At 59.8% G+C, this 17,307-nt stretch carries 15 protein-coding genes and 1 rRNA gene; 5 read left to right on the forward strand and 11 right to left on the reverse strand.

Features of this window, described 5'->3' with window-relative positions:
• Nucleotides 1-238: 238 nt before the first annotated feature.
• The 3 genes from AAF739_10510 to AAF739_10520 are packed head-to-tail and all read right to left on the reverse strand — an operon-like array spanning nucleotide 239 to nucleotide 2,119.
• Complete coding sequence (locus AAF739_10510; protein MEM6383096.1) at nucleotides 239-841, reverse strand: LptA/OstA family protein; 603 nt, start codon at nucleotides 839-841, stop codon at nucleotides 239-241.
• The gene (locus tag AAF739_10515) at nucleotides 838-1,530 is read right to left on the reverse strand and encodes a hypothetical protein (protein ID MEM6383097.1); all 693 of its coding nucleotides are present in this window, start codon (nucleotides 1,528-1,530) and stop codon (nucleotides 838-840) included. Before AAF739_10515 ends, AAF739_10510 begins: the two co-directional genes overlap by 4 nt.
• Nucleotides 1,502-2,119 carry a ribonuclease H-like domain-containing protein gene (locus tag AAF739_10520; protein MEM6383098.1) on the reverse strand — a complete coding sequence of 206 codons (618 nt, stop codon included), beginning with the start codon at nucleotides 2,117-2,119 and terminating at the stop codon, nucleotides 1,502-1,504. The genes AAF739_10515 and AAF739_10520 overlap by 29 nt, the downstream gene beginning before the upstream one ends.
• Nucleotides 2,120-2,443: 324 nt before the next feature.
• On the opposite strand from AAF739_10520, the gene AAF739_10525 reads away from it, so the two are divergent.
• Nucleotides 2,444-4,228: a D-Ala-D-Ala carboxypeptidase family metallohydrolase gene (locus AAF739_10525; protein ID MEM6383099.1), complete on the forward strand. Its 1,785-nt coding sequence runs from the start codon at nucleotides 2,444-2,446 to the stop codon at nucleotides 4,226-4,228.
• Nucleotides 4,228-7,083, forward strand: a complete 2,856-nt coding sequence (locus tag AAF739_10530; GenBank protein MEM6383100.1) for a serine protease — start codon at nucleotides 4,228-4,230, stop codon at nucleotides 7,081-7,083. The genes AAF739_10525 and AAF739_10530 overlap by 1 nt, the downstream gene beginning before the upstream one ends.
• A gap of 6 nt (nucleotides 7,084-7,089) precedes the next feature.
• On the opposite strand, the gene AAF739_10535 is transcribed toward AAF739_10530, so the two are convergent.
• The 7 genes from AAF739_10535 to AAF739_10565 form a co-directional block, all read right to left on the reverse strand.
• Nucleotides 7,090-7,785: an RraA family protein gene (locus tag AAF739_10535; protein MEM6383101.1), complete on the reverse strand. Its 696-nt coding sequence runs from the start codon at nucleotides 7,783-7,785 to the stop codon at nucleotides 7,090-7,092.
• A complete protein-coding gene (locus tag AAF739_10540) occupies nucleotides 7,785-8,480 on the reverse strand; it encodes an alpha/beta fold hydrolase (protein ID MEM6383102.1) in 696 nt (231 codons plus the stop codon). The genes AAF739_10535 and AAF739_10540 overlap by 1 nt, the downstream gene beginning before the upstream one ends.
• 47 nt (nucleotides 8,481-8,527) lie before the next feature.
• On the reverse strand, nucleotides 8,528-9,589 hold the full coding sequence (ugpC, locus tag AAF739_10545) for a sn-glycerol-3-phosphate ABC transporter ATP-binding protein UgpC (GenBank protein ID MEM6383103.1): 1,062 nt from the start codon (nucleotides 9,587-9,589) through the stop codon (nucleotides 8,528-8,530).
• Nucleotides 9,589-10,077: an N-acetyltransferase family protein gene (locus tag AAF739_10550; GenBank protein ID MEM6383104.1), complete on the reverse strand. Its 489-nt coding sequence runs from the start codon at nucleotides 10,075-10,077 to the stop codon at nucleotides 9,589-9,591. Before AAF739_10550 ends, ugpC begins: the two co-directional genes overlap by 1 nt.
• Nucleotides 10,074-10,958, reverse strand: coding sequence for a carbohydrate ABC transporter permease (locus AAF739_10555; GenBank protein MEM6383105.1), 885 nt, complete (start codon nucleotides 10,956-10,958; stop codon nucleotides 10,074-10,076). The genes AAF739_10550 and AAF739_10555 overlap by 4 nt, the downstream gene beginning before the upstream one ends.
• Before the next feature lie 5 nt (nucleotides 10,959-10,963).
• Nucleotides 10,964-11,836 carry a sugar ABC transporter permease gene (locus AAF739_10560; protein MEM6383106.1) on the reverse strand — a complete coding sequence of 291 codons (873 nt, stop codon included), beginning with the start codon at nucleotides 11,834-11,836 and terminating at the stop codon, nucleotides 10,964-10,966.
• Nucleotides 11,837-11,920: 84 nt separating this feature from the next.
• Nucleotides 11,921-13,234 (reverse strand): sugar ABC transporter substrate-binding protein, encoded by a 1,314-nt coding sequence (locus AAF739_10565; GenBank protein ID MEM6383107.1) that lies wholly within the window; start codon nucleotides 13,232-13,234, stop codon nucleotides 11,921-11,923.
• A 228-nt stretch (nucleotides 13,235-13,462) separates the two neighbouring features.
• Here AAF739_10565 and AAF739_10570 point away from each other — a divergent pair, with 228 nt between their 5' ends.
• Both AAF739_10570 and AAF739_10575 read left to right on the forward strand, forming a co-directional pair.
• Nucleotides 13,463-14,968 carry an aldehyde dehydrogenase (NADP(+)) gene (locus AAF739_10570; GenBank protein ID MEM6383108.1) on the forward strand — a complete coding sequence of 502 codons (1,506 nt, stop codon included), beginning with the start codon at nucleotides 13,463-13,465 and terminating at the stop codon, nucleotides 14,966-14,968.
• An 88-nt stretch (nucleotides 14,969-15,056) separates the two neighbouring features.
• Nucleotides 15,057-15,518 (forward strand): DUF2269 domain-containing protein, encoded by a 462-nt coding sequence (locus AAF739_10575; protein MEM6383109.1) that lies wholly within the window; start codon nucleotides 15,057-15,059, stop codon nucleotides 15,516-15,518.
• Nucleotides 15,519-15,549: 31 nt separating this feature from the next.
• On the opposite strand, the gene mmsB is transcribed toward AAF739_10575, so the two are convergent.
• Nucleotides 15,550-16,431 carry a 3-hydroxyisobutyrate dehydrogenase gene (mmsB, locus tag AAF739_10580; protein MEM6383110.1) on the reverse strand — a complete coding sequence of 294 codons (882 nt, stop codon included), beginning with the start codon at nucleotides 16,429-16,431 and terminating at the stop codon, nucleotides 15,550-15,552.
• 575 nt (nucleotides 16,432-17,006) lie between these two features.
• Here mmsB and AAF739_10585 point away from each other — a divergent pair.
• A 16S ribosomal RNA gene (locus AAF739_10585) occupies nucleotides 17,007-17,307 on the forward strand; the annotation flags it as partial.

Raw genomic sequence — 17,307 nt, forward strand, 5'->3', positions numbered from 1 at the left:
GGATAGGTCTGGTGGCCGTTCGCGGTGCCATTAAGATGGCCGTTTGGTGCCGCCTTTGGCTTGGCCGATTGCGGTCCCAACTCCTTATGGAGCGCCGCATCGATCTTGCGGCCAAAACGCTCGACGGGGTCACGCGTTGCCAGCAGAGCGGCGCGAGCGAAGAGCTCACCCGGACCGGCTTCCCAGGCTCTTGTGACTATTTGTTTTGAACGCTCAACCAACCCCATAGAAAGGAAATCTAGCGGTCGGAGCCCGGAACGAAAACCCCGGTAACGCGCTGTGAGCCTGCGCCGGCACTTGGCGCGGCCTCAAGTCGGCTTTCGCGGCTGGCGAGATCGACGACGAGGCGCTGGCCACGCAGCAGGTTTTCGCCCTGTTGCAACAGCACATTTCCGGTCAAGGTGATCGTCTCGGTTACGAAGTCGAACCGTCCCTGATCGCCCTCAGCATATTCCTGTTCCGAGCGAATGCGAACAGCACCGATGGCCTCGAGAAGTCGCAAGCCCTGGCTACTGGCCGGGCCAATGTTGTTCTGATCGGCCCCACCGACGTAATGGACGCGCAACTCGCGTGTTTCCAGCTCCGCCGTTCCTTGCGTGACCCGGACGTTACCGGTGAAAACCGCCACATTTTCGCTGTCGAGAACCTCAAGCGCATCCGCTTCGATTTCGATGGGTTCGTTGGATCGCTGTGTGAAGCCACTTAACCCATCAGCTAGCCTCTGTGCAGACGCTGGCTGGTACCCCCACAAGCCAAGGGCAAGCATGGCCATGAGCCAGATAGACAGGAGGCGTAGCGGGCTGCTTGTGACAGACCGAAAGGGTCGAGCTTGGCCGATCATTGTGGCTGTTCCTCGCCATTGGGGGTGAAGACCAAACGGACGTTGCCGGTAAATAGCAGCCGCTGTCCGCGATCGAATCCTTCCATCGCATCGGCGCGAAGTGTGACGGATTCACTGATGATATTGACCGCTTGATCGGTCTGCATTGTGCCCAATTCAAGGTCGAGCTGGGTTACGCCCAATTGGGCAGACGAACCCGACGTCAGGTCGATGGCGACACCGCCTTCTTCGAAAACGAGCGTGCTTGCGCGGCTGTCGAAACGCGCTTGTGGCGCAACCAGCGTTGCCGTTTCCTCAGCATCGAGGGCGATCTGGCCTTCCAGGTCGCGCAGCACGACGACAGGCGTGGCTGAAACGTTTTGCGACGCTTGGCGGGCGCGGAGTTCGTAGGCGCGACCTTCCTCGTCTTCGCCTCGCAGCACCGGCGCAGCCATGGTGATCCGGCCATCATTGAGGCTGATTTCGCCAAGATCGACGTTACTGCCAAACATGACCGATGCGAGCCAACCCGCGCTGGCCGCCACCACTGCGAAAACAGCGATAGCAGGGACCAACCAGCGCAACAGCCGGACCCGTTTCGAATGGCGTTGCGCCGCTGCAAACGCCGTCGCGCGGTCGCCTTCTATGGATGGGGCGAGGCTGGGCTTGCCGAGAGCGAAGTCAGGAGTGGGCGAAGATATCGCTGTCATGCCAACCCATAAGATCAAGCTTTGCGCGCGTGGGAAGGAAGTTGAAACATGCGTCGGCAATCGCCCGCCGATCTTCCCGCTCAAGTCGTTGTTCCAACGTGGTTTTGAGTGCGTGCAAATGCAAGACGTCGGACGCTGCATAGGCTTGTTGGGCATCCGAAAGGGTCTCGGCACCCCAATCGCTGGATTGCTGCTGCTTGGACATATCAACGCCCAGTAGCTCTTTGGACAGGCTCTTCAGTCCATGCTGGTCGGTGTAGGTTCGGGTCAATCGTGAGGCGATCTTCGTGCAGAAAACGGGCGTCGTCATGACCCCGAACGTGTGAAACAACAGTGCCACGTCGAAGCGCGCATAATGGAAGATCTTTGTCTTGCCAGCATCGGCCAGGAGCGCCTCCAGATTTGGCGCAGACGTCTGCCCTTTGGCGATCTGCACAACATCCGCCGAGCCGTCGCCGGGTGACAGCTGAACCACGCACAGCCGGTCGCGGTGAGGGTTGAGGCCCATTGCTTCGGTATCGATGGCGACATCGCCGGTATAGGCATCGAGGGAGGGCAGATCACCCTTGTGCAGCCTGATATCTGTCATCGTGGAGCTTTCTTGCCCTGTTCTGGCCGCTTGCCAAGGTCGGAGGCGGTAGCGGTCCTTAGCAGGCCAGACCCGTGCGCAACAGTCCGAATGCGCGAATTATGGCCCAGCCATATGGCCGACCCATGGATGGTTTTTGTCGCGAATTGGCAGGTTTATGGCCGACCCACGGTCGCAGGTTTGACGAAAAAGCGGCGGCAAATCGAACTGCGCCGTCAACCACGTTGGAGTTTATTGCGCAGCGCAGCAGAGATCGATGCTTGTTAGCCAGGCAAGTTCGCTGCATGCTGCCTACGGGTCACGTAGCGTAAGGGGGAAAGGCCGATGCAATCCGCCATCGAGCTGGATCAAAAAATACACGACGCCATTGCTCACAACGATGCAGACGCGCTGCAGGCATTGCTTGAAGAGCTGTATCAACCGGCCGAGGCAAGCAACCGTCCTTTCGACGCTGCAATCGAGCTTAAGCCGAGCTATCGCGAACAACTCGGTGGCGATGGATTTGAAAGCGATGCAGCGCTCAACTGGGCCAACCAGATCGATCGCGGGCTGCGGCGCGTCGCCTACAATCTCAAAACGGCTTTCGGTTTCACCGGGACGCGGATCGTCTCGGAGGGGGATAGTTGGTTCCAATACCCTCTGCTTCTGGCCGATGTGATAGACAACTTCGCCGAGGAGCCGGACTTCGCTGTGCTGTCGGTCGGCGCCGCCGGCGATCTCGTTCAACACATGGCGATCCGCCGGGAATATGATGCTGCGATCCGCGAGACCAAGACGCGGATCATGCTGCTCTCAGGCGGAGGCAATGACCTGTTGGGTGATGGCAAACTGAAGCTGCTCTTGAACCCGTATTTTGATGGGGCAACGGCCACCGATCTGATCAACAAGCCCGCGCTTCAAACGATATCCGGCGAGATTCTGAACTACTACGCCCAGATCCTGCAGGACGTTCTTACCAACCATCCCAACGTCACGGTGTTCGGGCATGGTTATGACACGCCCTTCCCGATGCAAGGGGAGAAATATTTCGGCATTCCGTTCGAGGAGGCGGGCATACCCTTGCCTCTGGGACGGGAAGTCGTGGCGGAAATTGTCGCTTTTTTCCGCGATCAGCTCAGCGCGCTGGCTGAACGGTTCCCCAACTATCGTTTCATCGATCTCACCGGGACGGTCGGCGACCACCCCAACAGCTGGAAGGATGAGTTGCACCCAGAAAACGCCGGCTTCAAACGCGCCACCCAACCGATGATCGCGGCTGTGCGCGAGCATCTGGCCACACTACCGCTTGATCTCGGTGTGGAGAGTTTCGGGCCCGAGAGCCTTTTCGGCGATAGCCTCGCATCGGATGCCGGGCAGGGTGCTGCAAATGGCAGTGAAGCGGGGCCGGTCTCAGACAGTGTCGGTTCTGGCGGCGAACCGGCACACCATCCCGGCGATCATGATCACGATAGCCAAGGGCAGGACGGGTTCGAGGACATGTGCGCGGCCATGCTGGCCGAGAACATTGCCGGACCTCATGGGGACGATGAGGCCAACGAAGATGGGGAAGCGGACGCCATCCATGCGGAGCAGGCGATTGCCTTCGAGCAGCTCAACGACTTCCCCGTTGAAGGGCTGTCCATCCTGAAGCGCATTTTCGGCCCCTTGAAGCGCCGCGGCTATGATTACGACACGTTTGCGGGGCACATTGAACGGCTCGACTTGCGCTACTTCACGCCGCGCGAGTTCCTCTTCATGGGCGGTAGCAACGAAGCGGGGCGCTGCGCTGGGAAAAACGAAGCGCCGCCAAAGGAGCTCTGGGACAACATTGTCCCCACCGCCCTGATGCTCGACGAGATCCGGCATCGCCTCGGCGCTCCAATCCGAATTCTCAGTTGTTACCGTAGCCCTGCCTACAATCGCTGCATCGGCGGCGCATCAAAAAGCCTGCACATGCAATTTCGCGCCGTCGACTGGACCTGTGATGGCGGCTCGGCTGCCGAATGGTGCCGAATTGCCCAGGAAGTGCGCGGTATCCGCAGCAAGTTCACCGGCGGTGTCGGACAGTACGATTCGAGCCGGTTCGTCCACATCGACACCCGCGGCTATAAGGCCGATTGGAGGAAGTGATGGAAGGCGGGTCGGTCCCTTTCATTCGGACGTGGCAGGAAAGCCGCGCCTTCAACCAGCTCGAAGGCACCGGAAGCATCCACAATTTCAAGGGCATGCAGGAGGGATGGCGCGCGTCGAGTGGCTTTGAAGCCGATGTTGAAGAGTTCAACGTTATCGATGCGAGCCTCTTGGCCCTTCTGTCGACCTATCGGCGAGCGGTTTGCAAAATCACCTGCGAGGGCACCAATTTCCGCGGTCGCCAGGGCCGTTGGTCCGGCACCGGCTTTCTGGTAGGGCCAAACTTGCTCGTGACCAATCAGCACGTCATCAATTCGGAGGAAGTGGCCGCAACGGCGCAAATCGATTTCGAATTTGAGCGCAGCCCCGGCGAGCTTTTTCAGATGGCATCGGTGCTGCGCGATGCACGCCGAACGATGCGTCTCAACCCAGCGCGTCTGTTTCAGTTCAGTCTTGCGCAAGGCGGGCTCGACTACACCTTTGTCTGGATCGAGGACGAGGCAGCGGCGGGCTATGGCCGGATCCCGATGTCCCGCGGGTCTTTCATTGCGCGGCCCTATGATCCGATCTTTATCATCCACCATCCAGAAGGGGACTTTAAGAAAGCCTCGGTGGATGACACCGAAGTTCTGAACGTCGATGGCGATCTGCTGCTTTATGCAGCCGATACGCGCTCAGGATCATCCGGCGCTCCGGTGATCGCGCGAAATGGCAAGCTTGTCGGTCTCCACCACGCCTTCAGCGCCGACGACAGGCTTTTGAAGAACCACAAGACGCGCGCTGCAACGCTGCAGGATGGCCGTGCCTATACGGTGGCCAATGAGGGCATCAAGTTTTCGGCAATCGCGGTGCATCTGGAAAGCCGGTTGAGCGGCGCGGGCTCCGACAAGGCAGCGATCCAGGAGATTCTCGATCACTTTGAGGATTCGGACTCCATTACCGGACCGTTTGGTGCGCGGGGTCGCTCGGTTGTTGAAGCCAACGTCGAGCAGACCGATCCCGAACTCGCCATCAAGGCCTACAAGGCAACCGATCAGGACGTTGATATTGCGACCTGGCACATGCAGTGGCTTAACGCGCACGCCGATGACGCGGCAACGCTCCGGCTGGCAGCGACCGTCTTTGCCGACATCACACAGGATGTCTGGGTGCTCAATGGGATCACGCGCCTGACAGCAACCGCGTTGGAACGTGAGCTGAAAGCCTCCTTCGACCAGGATTATGAGCTCGTGTTTGCGGAGGATGAAACACACCCTGCGCAGCCCCTGACAGCCATCTTTTTCAACGGCCGTACCGTCTCCATCGATCGACGGGAGTGGCCCAAAGAAATCGAAGATCTGTGGCGCGTCCAGGCGAGGGGTGACCTTGAACTGAAAACGATGCTTGGGCCGATTTTCCCAAGTTTTCCGGCGCTTTTCATGTTGCGCTCCAAGGGACGCGATCCAGCTTTTTGCTGCAATTTGGTTCCGCTGTTCGTCGGCCAACTCGGCAACGCCATCACCCGGCGCGCGGTGGCCGCTCGTCTGATGACGGCGATCGTCAAGAAAATGACCGAAGAGACGCCACCCGTCATCGATTGGCTCGTTGTCGGCGACGTTGGAACCCCGTTGCGGCGCACGCGCCATGACGCGATGGGGAAAGCCGGGTTCAACCCCATCCTGGCGCTCGATCGCGAGCGCGGCGGTTTTAGCTTTTTGCGCGTCCCGACCTCCATGGTCGCGCAACTGTTCGTGCCCGAGGGAACCCAGACGATTGGCGATGATGGGGGCATGATCACCCATGTGCCAAAGGCGTTTCAGGGACGGTTCGCCAACGCGCTGACCGGCGATATGCCCTACGGTATGCGGATAAGCCTGTTCGATGTGGCGACTTCCGCAGACCTTGAAGAAACAGAGAGCTTCCTGCAGTCACGCGGCTTTTATGGCGGGGAATCGATGCCGATGGTGCAATTCCCAGACAAGACCTTGGGCGCGACCCCGATTGCATCTGACGCTGCCGTGGCCACGCATAACCAAGACGGCGCAGATGCGATGGGTGCTGAAGGCGTGTTCGACTCGATCAAGAAGCTTGGTGGGGCAGCGCGCGACGCTGCTGGCTCGGTCTGGGACAAGATCTCAGGCGATGATGATGGGGGTGATGACGATGTTGGCGGCGGCCGGTCGGGCGATGGCCGGTCATCGGGAACCGGTGATTTGTTCGATCCCGGCGGCGCTTGGGAGTGGAAAGGCTTAGGGAAGGAAGCTTTTCTGCGCGCCAATGAGGGCCGGATTGCCGGTCTTGTGCACGATGCCAATGATCGGATGCGGTCGCGCTATGGCGACGAAGGCGTCCCCTTGACGATGCTAGACGTGCAAATGGTTCTGTATTGCGAGGCGGGGGTGCGGCAAGGTGCGATCAACCCGAAGGCGCTGCACAGCCTTGGCGAACGCGGGCTCTTGCCTCTGCCTGCCAATCTGGGATTCTGGATTGGAGGCGATGCGCCGCCGCATACCCGGCAGTTGGCTCTTGACGAGAACATGAGGCTTTACACCCGCTACATGGCGGCACTCAAAGCCAAGTCGGTTCTGAACACCCGCTACGGTCAGATTTACCGCGATCTTTTCACCCAGCGCGGCATCAAAGGCAGACCGGACCGCCAGGCGCGGCTGCTGGCGGGCATCATTCACGGGTACTTCTACAGCGGCACCTATTCGGGACAAAACACCGTGCCGTATGAACGGCTCCTCGATGGCTACAGCGGCGATGCGGGTCTGCCCGATATGCTTGGCGGGACGGGGTACGTTCACGCGGGGACCTCGATCCTCACCAATCGGCAAGCCAACATCGAAGCGGCGCTGGACGCATTCTGGGGGTAGGCTGCATCAGGTGCGCGCGGCTTCGAACCGGGCCCAAGCCTCTTCAAGCGATTGAATGGAAAAACCTGGCGCCCGCGCCGGTTCGAGGACGATCGCCTCGTTGGCGATGACGGTGGTGATCGCGGCTTCAAGGTTAGGCAGGACGTCAGGCGGGATGACCAGCGCGCCGTGCCGATCAGCGTGCACGAGGTCGCCCTGTGCGACCTTGAGGCCCAAAATCGTGACCGGTTCGCCAATCGTGCGGACATGGACGAAGCCGTGGCTTACGCCGATCGAGCCGGCGAGAACCGGAAAGCCCTCATCCATCACGTCGAGATCGCGCATGACGCCGTTTGTGACCGCACCGGAAAGGCCAAGGCCTTTGTGCACGGCGACATGGACCTCCCCCCACCAGCCGGCAATGCAGTTGGGGAAGTCTTCATCCGCGACGACAGCGACCGACGGTCTGGGTCCGGCGGCCATGGAATGGAAATACTCCATCCGGCGCGCCCGGATCACGTCGGCGGGTTCGGTTGGAGGCGCCAGGCCGGCGATGGTGGCTGTCCGAGCATAGCCCACCATTGGCGGGTCGCCCGGCTTGCAGTGGTGCATGGTGCCGCGCGTGAAACGATCGAAGCCGCGTTGTCCCTGTGCCACCTCGATGGCGTTGCAAACCGTCGGCGTATCAACGCTGCGAAGCTGCGCGAGCAGCGTGTCGGACATCATGTGTTCAGCCATTGGGCAAGGGCCTCGGTTGTCGCGTTTGGTTGTTCCAGAGTTGGCAGATGGCCCGCGTCTTCGATGACCGTCAGTGTCGCGTGTGGAATCAGCTCATGCATCAGGGTGTGGCGTTCCAATGGGCAGAGCCGATCATGGCGACCGCACAGGATCAGTGTGGGAACGCTGACGCGCTTGAGGGTTTCACGCTGATCGGGCCGGGCGGCAATCGCGCGGGATTGCGATGCGAACACGTCCGCTCCCAATGCGGTGGCCATGTCCATGCACAGATCGAGGATCGCTGACTTTCTTGGGCCGTTGGCGAGGTAGTTGGGCTTCATTTCATCGCGCATCACAGGGATAAGATCACCGGAGAGGGCGCGCCGGGTTTGTTCCTGCCGAACAGGCGCGAGATGAGGTGGGTCGGCAAGCGCGTTGGTGTCGAGAAGCGCAAGCCGCGTGACCCGCTCGGGGGCCTGCCGGACGATTTCCATCGCGCAGATGCCGCCCATGGACAGCCCGGCCAGTGCGAAGCGCTGCGGCGCGGTCTCAAGGATCGCTTCGGCGAGACCCTCGAAACTGTCTGAACCGACAAGCGCACCGGTCGACACCATACGCTCCGACGAAAACCGCGCGATCTGATCGTCAAACAGCCGGCCGTCGCACATCATGCCGGGCAGGAGGATCAACGGTTCGCGCATCGCTGGTGCTGCTTCGGAGTGCCGGGTCGTATGCGGTGGAGACGGGCCTAGGACGGGCGTATCCGTTGGCCGGTTTCAGGGTCGAACAGGTAGAGGTGATCGGTGCTAAGCGTGACCGAGATCATGTCATCCTGCTCCTTGCGAAGATGCCGGTCGCCGCGTGCGATGACGCGCTGCTGGCCCCACTGGACGGTCAGAAGGGTGCTCTCGCCGGTGTTCTCGAATGCATAGATCGGCACATCGATCTCGCCCTCACCAGGTTCTCGCACCTGCATGTCGTCGGCCCGAACACCAAGGACCACCGAGTTTCGGTCGCCGCCCTCGACTTGCACCAGCCGGGTCCCGCCTGTCGTCACAAACATGCCATCCTGCACAGACCCGTTGATCAGGTTCATCGCGGGCGAGCCGATGAAACCGGCCACGAACAGGTTCTCGGGATCGTTGTAGATATCATCGGGCGTACCGAGCTGCTGGATGACGCCGTCCTTCATCACCGCTACGCGATCCGCCAGTGTCATCGCCTCGATCTGGTCATGGGTGACGTAGACGGTCGTAATCTTCAATTCTCGGCTCAAATGCTTCAGCTCGGCGCGCATCGAGACCCGCAGTTTCGCATCGAGATTGGAAAGCGGCTCGTCCATCAGAAAGACTTGTGGCGTCCGTACGATGGCCCGAGCCAAAGCAACCCGCTGCCTCTGCCCGCCGGAGAGCGCCTTCGGTCTGCGATCGAGGAACTGGGATAGCTCGACCTGTTCTGCGGCGCGTTTGACCCGCGGCTCGATTTCCCCGCCTGGCGTTCCGCGCACCCGCAGCGGATAAGCGATGTTGTCGAAGATCGTCATGTGCGGGTAGAGGCCATAGTTTTGAAAAACCATGGCGACGTCGCGGTCCTTGGGCAGGTCATCATTGACCATCCGATCGCCAATCCAGATCTCTCCGTTGGTCGGTTCTTCGAGACCTGCAATCATCCGCATCGTCGTTGTCTTGCCGCAGCCTGATGGGCCCAGCAGAACGAGAAATTCCCGATCCTGGATGTGGAGCGACTGGTCGTTAACGCCAACGAAGTCTCCCCAGCGCTTGGTGAGACTCTTAAGAACAACTTCCGCCATCAGTTCACCAGCTTCCGCTGCCACAGCGCGACGTCGTGCCAGCGATTGAATTTAAATCCGACTTCCCGAAGCCGTCCGCTCAGTTCAAAACCGAAGGAACGGTGCAGCGTTTCGCTCGCAGGGTTGGGCAGAGTTATGGCCCCGATCAGCATGTGTAGCTTCTTGTGCTTCAGCGCTTCAATGAGGCTGGCATACAGCGCGTGGCCAACCCCACCGCCCCGTGCATCTTCATGCACATAGACCGTGGTCTCTGCCGTGAAGCGATAGGCGCTGCGGGTCCGGTACAGCCCCGCATAACAGTAGCCACGGAGCTGGCCCCCGTCTTCATCGACCAGGTAGGGATAGTCGCGGGAGGTCGTCTCAATCCTCGAGGCCATCTCACCGGTGGTGGGTTCCTCCTCTTCGAACGAGGCGGCGGTGGTGCGAACGTAGTGGGCGTAAATATCGCGGATCTGCTGCGCGTCCTGCGCGGTTGCCGGACGGATCATCGCACCGCCCCCATCGTCATGCCCTGGACGAAGTATTTGCGGATCAGCAGGGCCAGCACAAACATCGGAAGCATGATGATGATGCCCGCTGCGCTCAGAAGGTTCCACAAGTCGCCTTCTTCAGCCCGGAACAGCGCGAGGCCGATGGGCAGTGTCACCGCATCCTTGTTGGTCAGGATCAGCGCGAACAAGAATTCGTTCCACGCGATGATAAAGCAGAAGATGCCAGCCGTCAGAAGGCCCGGCGCGGCCATGGGCAAGACGATGTTTTTGATGACCTGAATTCGCGAGGACCCGTCGACCATCGCCGCCTCTTCGGTGTCGATCGGAATGCCGTCAATGAAGCCTTTGATCATCCAGATCGCAAACGGCATGACGATGGCAAGATTGACAAGGATAAGCCCAAGCTGGGTGTCAAGCAGGCCGACATCGCGAAACATCACGAAGAACGGCAGGATGATGACCACAGCGGGCACAAATTGGGTGGCGAGGATCGTCACGAGCATCACCGTTTCGCCGCGCAGCGTGAACCGGCTGAACGAATAGGCCGCCATGGTCGCAATCGGGATAGCGAACACCACTGTCACAAGGGCAACGATCGTGGAGTTCCAGAGTTTCTCGCCGAGGCTGTAAGGCGCTTCAAAAACGGCCGGGAAGTTCTCAAATGTCGGCGTGAAGAACAGCTTCAACTGAAAGACGTCGAGATGGTTTTTGAAGGCCGCCATAAAGATCCAGATGATCGGCACCAGCATGATGACTGTGGCGATCAGAATCAGAACGATCTGCAGTGCATTGACCAGGCGCTTTTTCTGCCGTCCGGTCATGCCACGGGCTTGCTGGGCGGGGTGCGCTTCAACGGTTTGTGGGGTCGTGACAGCCATGGATCTTAGGCTTTCTTGAAGACGAACTTGGCGTACAGGTACGTGAGGAACACCATCGGTATGACCATCAGCCAAGCGACCGATGCGGCGTACCCGATTTGCCCATATTTCATGCCGTTGAAGTATATGTAGTGGCTCAGCGTCTGGGTCGCGGTGCCCGGCCCGCCATTGGTCAGCATGTAGATCTGATCGAAAGTTTTCAGCGAGAATATCGCCTTTAAGATGATCACGACTGCCAGCACTGGAAGCAGTTGTGGCAAGGTCACATCCTTGAAGACACGCCAGCCGGACGCGCCATCGACCTGCGCGGCTTCGATCGTGTCTTTGGGGACGGAGGCGAGCCCACCGATCAGGACAAGCGTCAGGAACGGAATCCAGCCCCAGACGTCCGCCATAACTGCGACTGCAAACGCCAGCGTTGGGTCCGCCAGCCAGCTGACGTCCGCCAGCGGCGGAATGAGGACGCCGAAGAAGGCGTCGAACAGCCCAAATTCGGGGTTGAACATGAAGCGGAAGGACACCCCGATGAGCGCAGGGCTCATCGCGAACGGCAAGATCAGAAGCGTTTGAACGCCTGACCGCAAGCGGCCCCCAGGCGCGAGCAACAGGGCAAGGCCGAGCGCCAGCAGTGTTGTCAGACCAACCGTCCAGAATGTGTAAAGGCCCGTCACCCAGACCGAGTTCCAGAAGGCGGGTTCCTGGGTGAATGCCCAGGTGAAGTTCTCCCAGCCAAGGTACTGGTCAAGCGAGCCGGGACGGTTCAGCCGGCCTACAGAGAAAGCCAGGCGCAGGCTTTCGATCAGCGGCCAGATGGCGGTCGCGAAGACAACCAGTACGGCCGGAAAGACAAGGGCGTATTTCAGGGTCTGGTCACGCATCGTGCTCCGCCCGAACGAGTGGTAATCGCCTGATTTGAAAAGGTGCCAGCCGGGCGACGGTCCGCCCGGCTGGCAACTCATTGCCTATTCGATGCGACCAGCGCGGCGCAGCACGCGGTTGGCCTGTTCGGCTGCATCCATCATCAGCTGGCGGGTATCGCCACCGGCTGCGGCTTCAGCGATGGCTGCCGACAAAATGTCACCTACTTCCGGCCACTCCGGAATTTGCGGCATGATGTCGGAGTTCTCGAGCGAGGCGAGGGCTGCCTGTTGAATGTTGTCGTTAGCAGCGTTCACGTCCGGATCGGCGAGCGATGAGATGTGGGTCACCACATTGTTGACGATCGGCTGCCCGGCCACTTCCCGCTCGATGGCGTTCGCTTTGTCCATATCCGGGTTGGACAACCATTTCAGGAACTCCCACGCCGCATCCTGGTTCTCTGAGTATTGCGAGATCGAGAACGGCATGGAGATCGCGTAGCTGTAGGTTTCACCCATATAGCTGGGCATACCGACAAAACTGACCTGCTCCGGTGACAAGGTTGAAATCTCCGGGTTCTGGAAGCCGGAGTAGAACCACCACCAGCCCGGTATCATAGCCGAGTTGCCCTGCATGAAGGACTGCCGAGCATCCTGCTCCACAAAGGCGAGCGAGGACGGGTTAGCCGCTCCATTCTCGGTCAGAAGGGCGATGTAATCCTCGGTTGCCTTGATGGCTGCGTCGGTTGTCCAACCGGCCGTTCCGTCCTCGTTGAATACTTCTGATCCCGACGCCCACAGATAGTTGAGCCAGATGAACAGGTTCTGGCGATTGCCGTCATTATTGTAGTACAGCGCCAGAGGTGCGACGTCCTCATGCTCCCAATTTTCGGCGATTTCGGCCATCTCTTCCCACGAGGTAGGCGGCTCGTCGATCAAGTCTGCACGATAAAACAGAACTTGCGGATGCGCGCGCAGCGGGAAGCCCATCGTTTGGCCTTCAAACTGAGCGGAGCGCGCGAAGGCCGCCGGATAGCGGTCCATCGAAATACCATCGCGCTCCATCAGATCATCGATCGGACGCAGCCAGTGATTGTTGGGCGGACCCCAGCTGTCTAGGTAGTTGACGACGTCGAAGGTACCGGTCGCCGCCAGACCCTCAGCGTTGATTTTCTCTTGCAGCCCACCGAACGGAATGAAGGTCCATTCGACTTCAATGCCGGTCAATTCCGTGAATTCGTCATCGCGTAGCATCAGCCCCTCAAACTGAGGCGTAACCACGCTGAGGACATTGAGGGTCGTTCCCTCGAACGGTTTTCCCTCGACAAGGCCGTAGGGCAGCTCGTCCATGGCTGCGAGCGGGGTCGCAAGCATGGTGGTTGAAAGCGCCGTAGCCATAAGAAAAGTGCGTCTGCGCATTGCATCCTCCCGGTTGTTTTTCTTTATGCGTTGGGGCGATGCTAAACCGCGACGAATACGTATTCAAGCCTTCCCATCCGTCCTCAACGCGGTTGCATTTTGGACCGATCTCTTTAGGCAGCTGGGCAGCAGCACAGCCAAGCGACGCCGGGTTTGGCAATCGCTCCACCTGGGTTAAGGGCAAGGTCAACCAGATCGTGAAGAATCGAAAAGACGGGGAATGACGAGATGCTGCAGGGCAAACATTTGATCGCTGGCGCTTGGACGGGCAGCGACACCCATTTCGAGAATATGCCGGTGGAAGGTCCTGCAGACAGCTTTGCAGCGGGGACTGCCACACTCGTTGCGCAGGCGGTTGAGGCCGCCCACGCAGCCTTTTCGTCCTACAGCGCTCTGAGCCGGGCGGACCGGGCCGAATTCCTGCGCACGATCGGGGCGGAGATCGATGCGCTTGGCGATGAAATCACCGCGATGGGCATGAAGGAAACCGGTCTGCCGGAAGCACGGCTGATTGGGGAGCGCGGCCGTACGGTGGGGCAGTTGCGGCTGTTTGCCGATCATATCGAGCAGGGCGACTATCTTGACCGGCGGCACGATGAGGCCCTGCCGGACAGGGCGCCACTTCCGCGTCCCGATCTGCGTATGATGCAGGTGCCAACGGGGCCGGTTGCGGTCTTTGGCGCGTCCAATTTCCCACTCGCTTTTTCGGTGGCGGGTGGCGACACGGCCTCCGCCCTCGCGGCGGGCTGCCCTGTTGTGGTCAAGGGGCACGAAGCGCACCCTGGAACGTGCGAACTTGTGGCGCGGGCGATAGAGGCCGCTATCGCTGCCAATGGTCTGCACCCTGGCGTCTTCAGTCTTGTTCAGGGCGGAAGCAGACAGGTGGGTGCGGCGCTGGTCCAACACCCGTTGATCCAGGCGGTGGGCTTTACCGGTTCGCTCGCCGGTGGCCGGGCACTATTTGATCTGTGCGCGTCGCGGCCGATCCCCATTCCGTTTTTTGGCGAGCTGGGTTCGATCAATCCGCTGTTTATTCTGCCCGCTGCGCTTGCAGCCCGTGGTGAAGCGATTGCACAGGGCTGGGCGGCGTCATTGACCATGGGAGCCGGGCAGTTTTGCACCAACCCCGGCATTGCGATTGTGATCGATGGTCCTCAGGCTGACGCGTTCGCCCAGGCCTGCAAGGCAGCCTTGGGGTCGGCAGAACAGCAGACGATGCTGACGCAGGGCATTGCAAGCGCTTATGCGAAGGGCCGCCAAACGGTTGCGTCGGCGAAGGGTGTATCCACACTGGTTTCCAAGGAGCCGTCCGAGCGGGCCGCCGCCGCCGATCTATTCGATGTTTCCGCACGCTCGTTCCTGACGCACCGCGGTCTGTCGGAAGAGGTCTTCGGTCCGCTGGGACTGATCGTGCGCGCCTCGGACGCCCAGGAGATGGCGGCTATCGCACAGATGCTGGACGGGCAGCTGACCTGTTCGCTTCATGTTGAGGAGGCCGACGAGACAATCGCGCGGGGCTTGCTGCCGGTTCTGACGCGCAAAGCGGGGCGCATTTTGGCGAACGGCTTTCCGACCGGTGTGGAAGTTGCCGATGCGATGGTGCACGGCGGGCCGTACCCGGCATCGACCAACTTTGGCGCAACATCGGTGGGTACGCTGGCGATCCGACGCTGGCTGCGACCCGTGTGCTTTCAAAATATGCCCAACGCGCTGCTTCCGGATGATCTGAAGTAGGGCGACCACAGTCCCGACGCGGCATCGTTGTTTCGATATCGTTCTTTCGATTCGTTGCCGAATGGGAGAGGCATGGTAAGTCTCGACCATGCTGTATGACATCGCGAAGTTTCTGCACGTGACAGGCGTCGCCATGTTGATGGGCAACATCACCGTGACGGCGATCTGGAAATTCTATGCCGATCGGGACGGAAGCCCGGCGGTTTTGGCTTTCGCGCAGAAGCTGGTGACCTACACCGACTGGTCCATGACGTTCTGGGGTGTCATCCTGATCATGGGCGGTGGCTACTACATGGCGGTTGCGGCGGGGTTTCCGTTGTTTGAAGGCTGGATGCTGTGGAGCCAGATCCTGTTCGTCGCCGCGGGCCTCATCTGGCTGTTGATCATCGTTCCCATCCAAATCAGGCAGGCGCGGCTCGCCAAGGCCTTCCACGGTGATGATGTGGGCGAGGCCTACCGCACGCTCTCGCGCCACTGGATGGTCTGGGGCCTGATCAGCACGGTGCCTTTGGTGATCGCGACCTGGCTCATGGTGGTCAAACCCTTTTAGGGCCTGTCGCGCCTGATTTTTACGACGGAATTTAGCGTCCACCGGTGGGCTTTGCGCCTTTCGCCAGCATCATCAGGATTGCCGAGAAATCCATATCCGTCTCGGTCGTCTCTGAGAACTGGGCGTAAAGCTCCTGCGCGTGCGCACCCAAGGGGGTTGTGGCGCCCGCGCTGCGAGCCGCTTGCTGGCTGAGACCAAGGTCCTTGAGCATCAGATTTGTGGCAAAGCCAGGCCGGTAGTCATTATCTGCGGGGGTGTTTGGCCCGATGCCTGGCACCGGACAATAGGTGGTCATGGACCAGCTTTGGCCAGATGAAGCGGAGACAACATCAAACAGGGCTTTTCGGTCGAGGCCGAGGGCGTCGGCGAGAGTAAAGGCCTCGCAGGTCGCGATCATCGAAATCCCAAGGATCATATTGTTGCAGATCTTGGCCGCCTGTCCCGAGCCGCTTCCGCCACAGTGAAACACGCGCGAGCCCATCGCCTCGAGCAGCGGCGTGGCCTTGCATACAGTGCTGTCCTCGCCTCCCACCATGAACGTCAGTGTGCCGGCAACAGCCCCTGCGGTGCCGCCCGATACCGGCGCATCAAGCGGGTGATGACCCGCGGCAGTCAGCAACTGGGCGGTACGTCGAGTGGTGGCCACATCGACTGTGGAGCAATCAATGACGATCGTGTCGTTTGCCAAATGAGCAAGCGCTTCGCTGATCACTGCGCTTAGCGTTTGGCCGTCGGGCAACATGGTCAGGACAAAGGAGCAGTCTTGTAGAGCCTGTTTGATGGATTGACTGTCCTTGACGGAGGCCGGGGCGGCTGTTGCGGCATCAAATCCGCGGACGTCGTAGCCAGCCGCGGCAAGGTTTTGCGCCATCGGCGCACCCATCTTGCCCAAGCCGATAAATCCAACACGCATCACGATTCCCCCTCCATGGTGTTGCCCGACCTTAACGCGCCACGCATCGCCTTGGCGCTGTGGAAAAAAGTTTTGGTTCCTGCCTGTTTGACCGTGCGCTCAAAGCGCAGCTTTTCCGGGGCTTTTGGACCGTACTCTCGGGGACCCTGCAGCCATCTGTCAGAAAGCTTCATTTTTTTGTCTTTGGTGCGTTGACAGAAGAGAAGTCAGCGCCCTATAACCCGCCACACCGAGAGCGGGGTGCCGCTGGCGACAGCTGTTTGCGCTCTCTTGTTTCTCAGAAGCTAGTCACCATTTGCTTGCTGTAGGCGGCGGGTGCACTCGCCTCTGTCTCATCACCTGGCAGTGATGAGCGCTGTTTGAAAATTGAATAAAGAAAGAGAAACGTGGTCGGCGATGATCTTGCGGACTGGCCCAAAAGGCTGGTCGTGAGTTTCGACTGACACGTTTTTTAGAAGACACACCTTGGATGATGTTTTTCACAAAACATCATCGTATTGAGCGGCACTTCGGTGCCTGCACAAACAAGTGTGTGTCCTCGTCAAGCGTGATTAAAGTCGGTTCAAAGTCTCATTTAACTTGAGAGTTTGATCCTGGCTCAGAACGAACGCTGGCGGCAGGCTTAACACATGCAAGTCGAACGCACTCTTCGGAGTGAGTGGCAGACGGGTGAGTAACGCGTGGGAACCTACCTTTAGGTACGGAATAACAGTTAGAAATGACTGCTAATACCGTATGTGCCCGAGAGGGGAAAGATTTATCGCCTAGAGATGGGCCCGCGTTGGATTAGCTAGTTGGTGAGGTAACGGCTCACCAAGGCGACGATCCATAGCTGGTTTGCGAGGATGATCAGCCACACTGGGACTGAGACACGGC

The organism is Pseudomonadota bacterium (genome assembly GCA_039024915.1).
Taxonomy (GTDB): Bacteria; Pseudomonadota; Alphaproteobacteria; order Rhizobiales; family MH13; genus MH13.

Bases quoted from the DNA above. Each gene is read 5' to 3' on its own strand.
- AAF739_10510 (MEM6383096.1), bottom strand. From the start codon at position 841: ATGATCGGCCAAGCTCGACCCTTTCGGTCTGTCACAAGCAGCCCGCTA.
- AAF739_10515 (MEM6383097.1), bottom strand. From the start codon at position 1,530: ATGACAGCGATATCTTCGCCCACTCCTGACTTCGCTCTCGGCAAGCCC.
- AAF739_10520 (MEM6383098.1), bottom strand. From the start codon at position 2,119: ATGACAGATATCAGGCTGCACAAGGGTGATCTGCCCTCCCTCGATGCC.
- AAF739_10525 (MEM6383099.1), top strand. From the start codon at position 2,444: ATGCAATCCGCCATCGAGCTGGATCAAAAAATACACGACGCCATTGCT.
- AAF739_10530 (MEM6383100.1), top strand. From the start codon at position 4,228: ATGGAAGGCGGGTCGGTCCCTTTCATTCGGACGTGGCAGGAAAGCCGC.
- AAF739_10535 (MEM6383101.1), bottom strand. From the start codon at position 7,785: ATGTCCGACACGCTGCTCGCGCAGCTTCGCAGCGTTGATACGCCGACG.
- AAF739_10540 (MEM6383102.1), bottom strand. From the start codon at position 8,480: ATGCGCGAACCGTTGATCCTCCTGCCCGGCATGATGTGCGACGGCCGG.
- ugpC (MEM6383103.1), bottom strand. From the start codon at position 9,589: ATGGCGGAAGTTGTTCTTAAGAGTCTCACCAAGCGCTGGGGAGACTTC.
- AAF739_10550 (MEM6383104.1), bottom strand. From the start codon at position 10,077: ATGATCCGTCCGGCAACCGCGCAGGACGCGCAGCAGATCCGCGATATT.
- AAF739_10555 (MEM6383105.1), bottom strand. From the start codon at position 10,958: ATGGCTGTCACGACCCCACAAACCGTTGAAGCGCACCCCGCCCAGCAA.
- AAF739_10560 (MEM6383106.1), bottom strand. From the start codon at position 11,836: ATGCGTGACCAGACCCTGAAATACGCCCTTGTCTTTCCGGCCGTACTG.
- AAF739_10565 (MEM6383107.1), bottom strand. From the start codon at position 13,234: ATGCGCAGACGCACTTTTCTTATGGCTACGGCGCTTTCAACCACCATG.
- AAF739_10570 (MEM6383108.1), top strand. From the start codon at position 13,463: ATGCTGCAGGGCAAACATTTGATCGCTGGCGCTTGGACGGGCAGCGAC.
- AAF739_10575 (MEM6383109.1), top strand. From the start codon at position 15,057: ATGCTGTATGACATCGCGAAGTTTCTGCACGTGACAGGCGTCGCCATG.
- mmsB (MEM6383110.1), bottom strand. From the start codon at position 16,431: ATGCGTGTTGGATTTATCGGCTTGGGCAAGATGGGTGCGCCGATGGCG.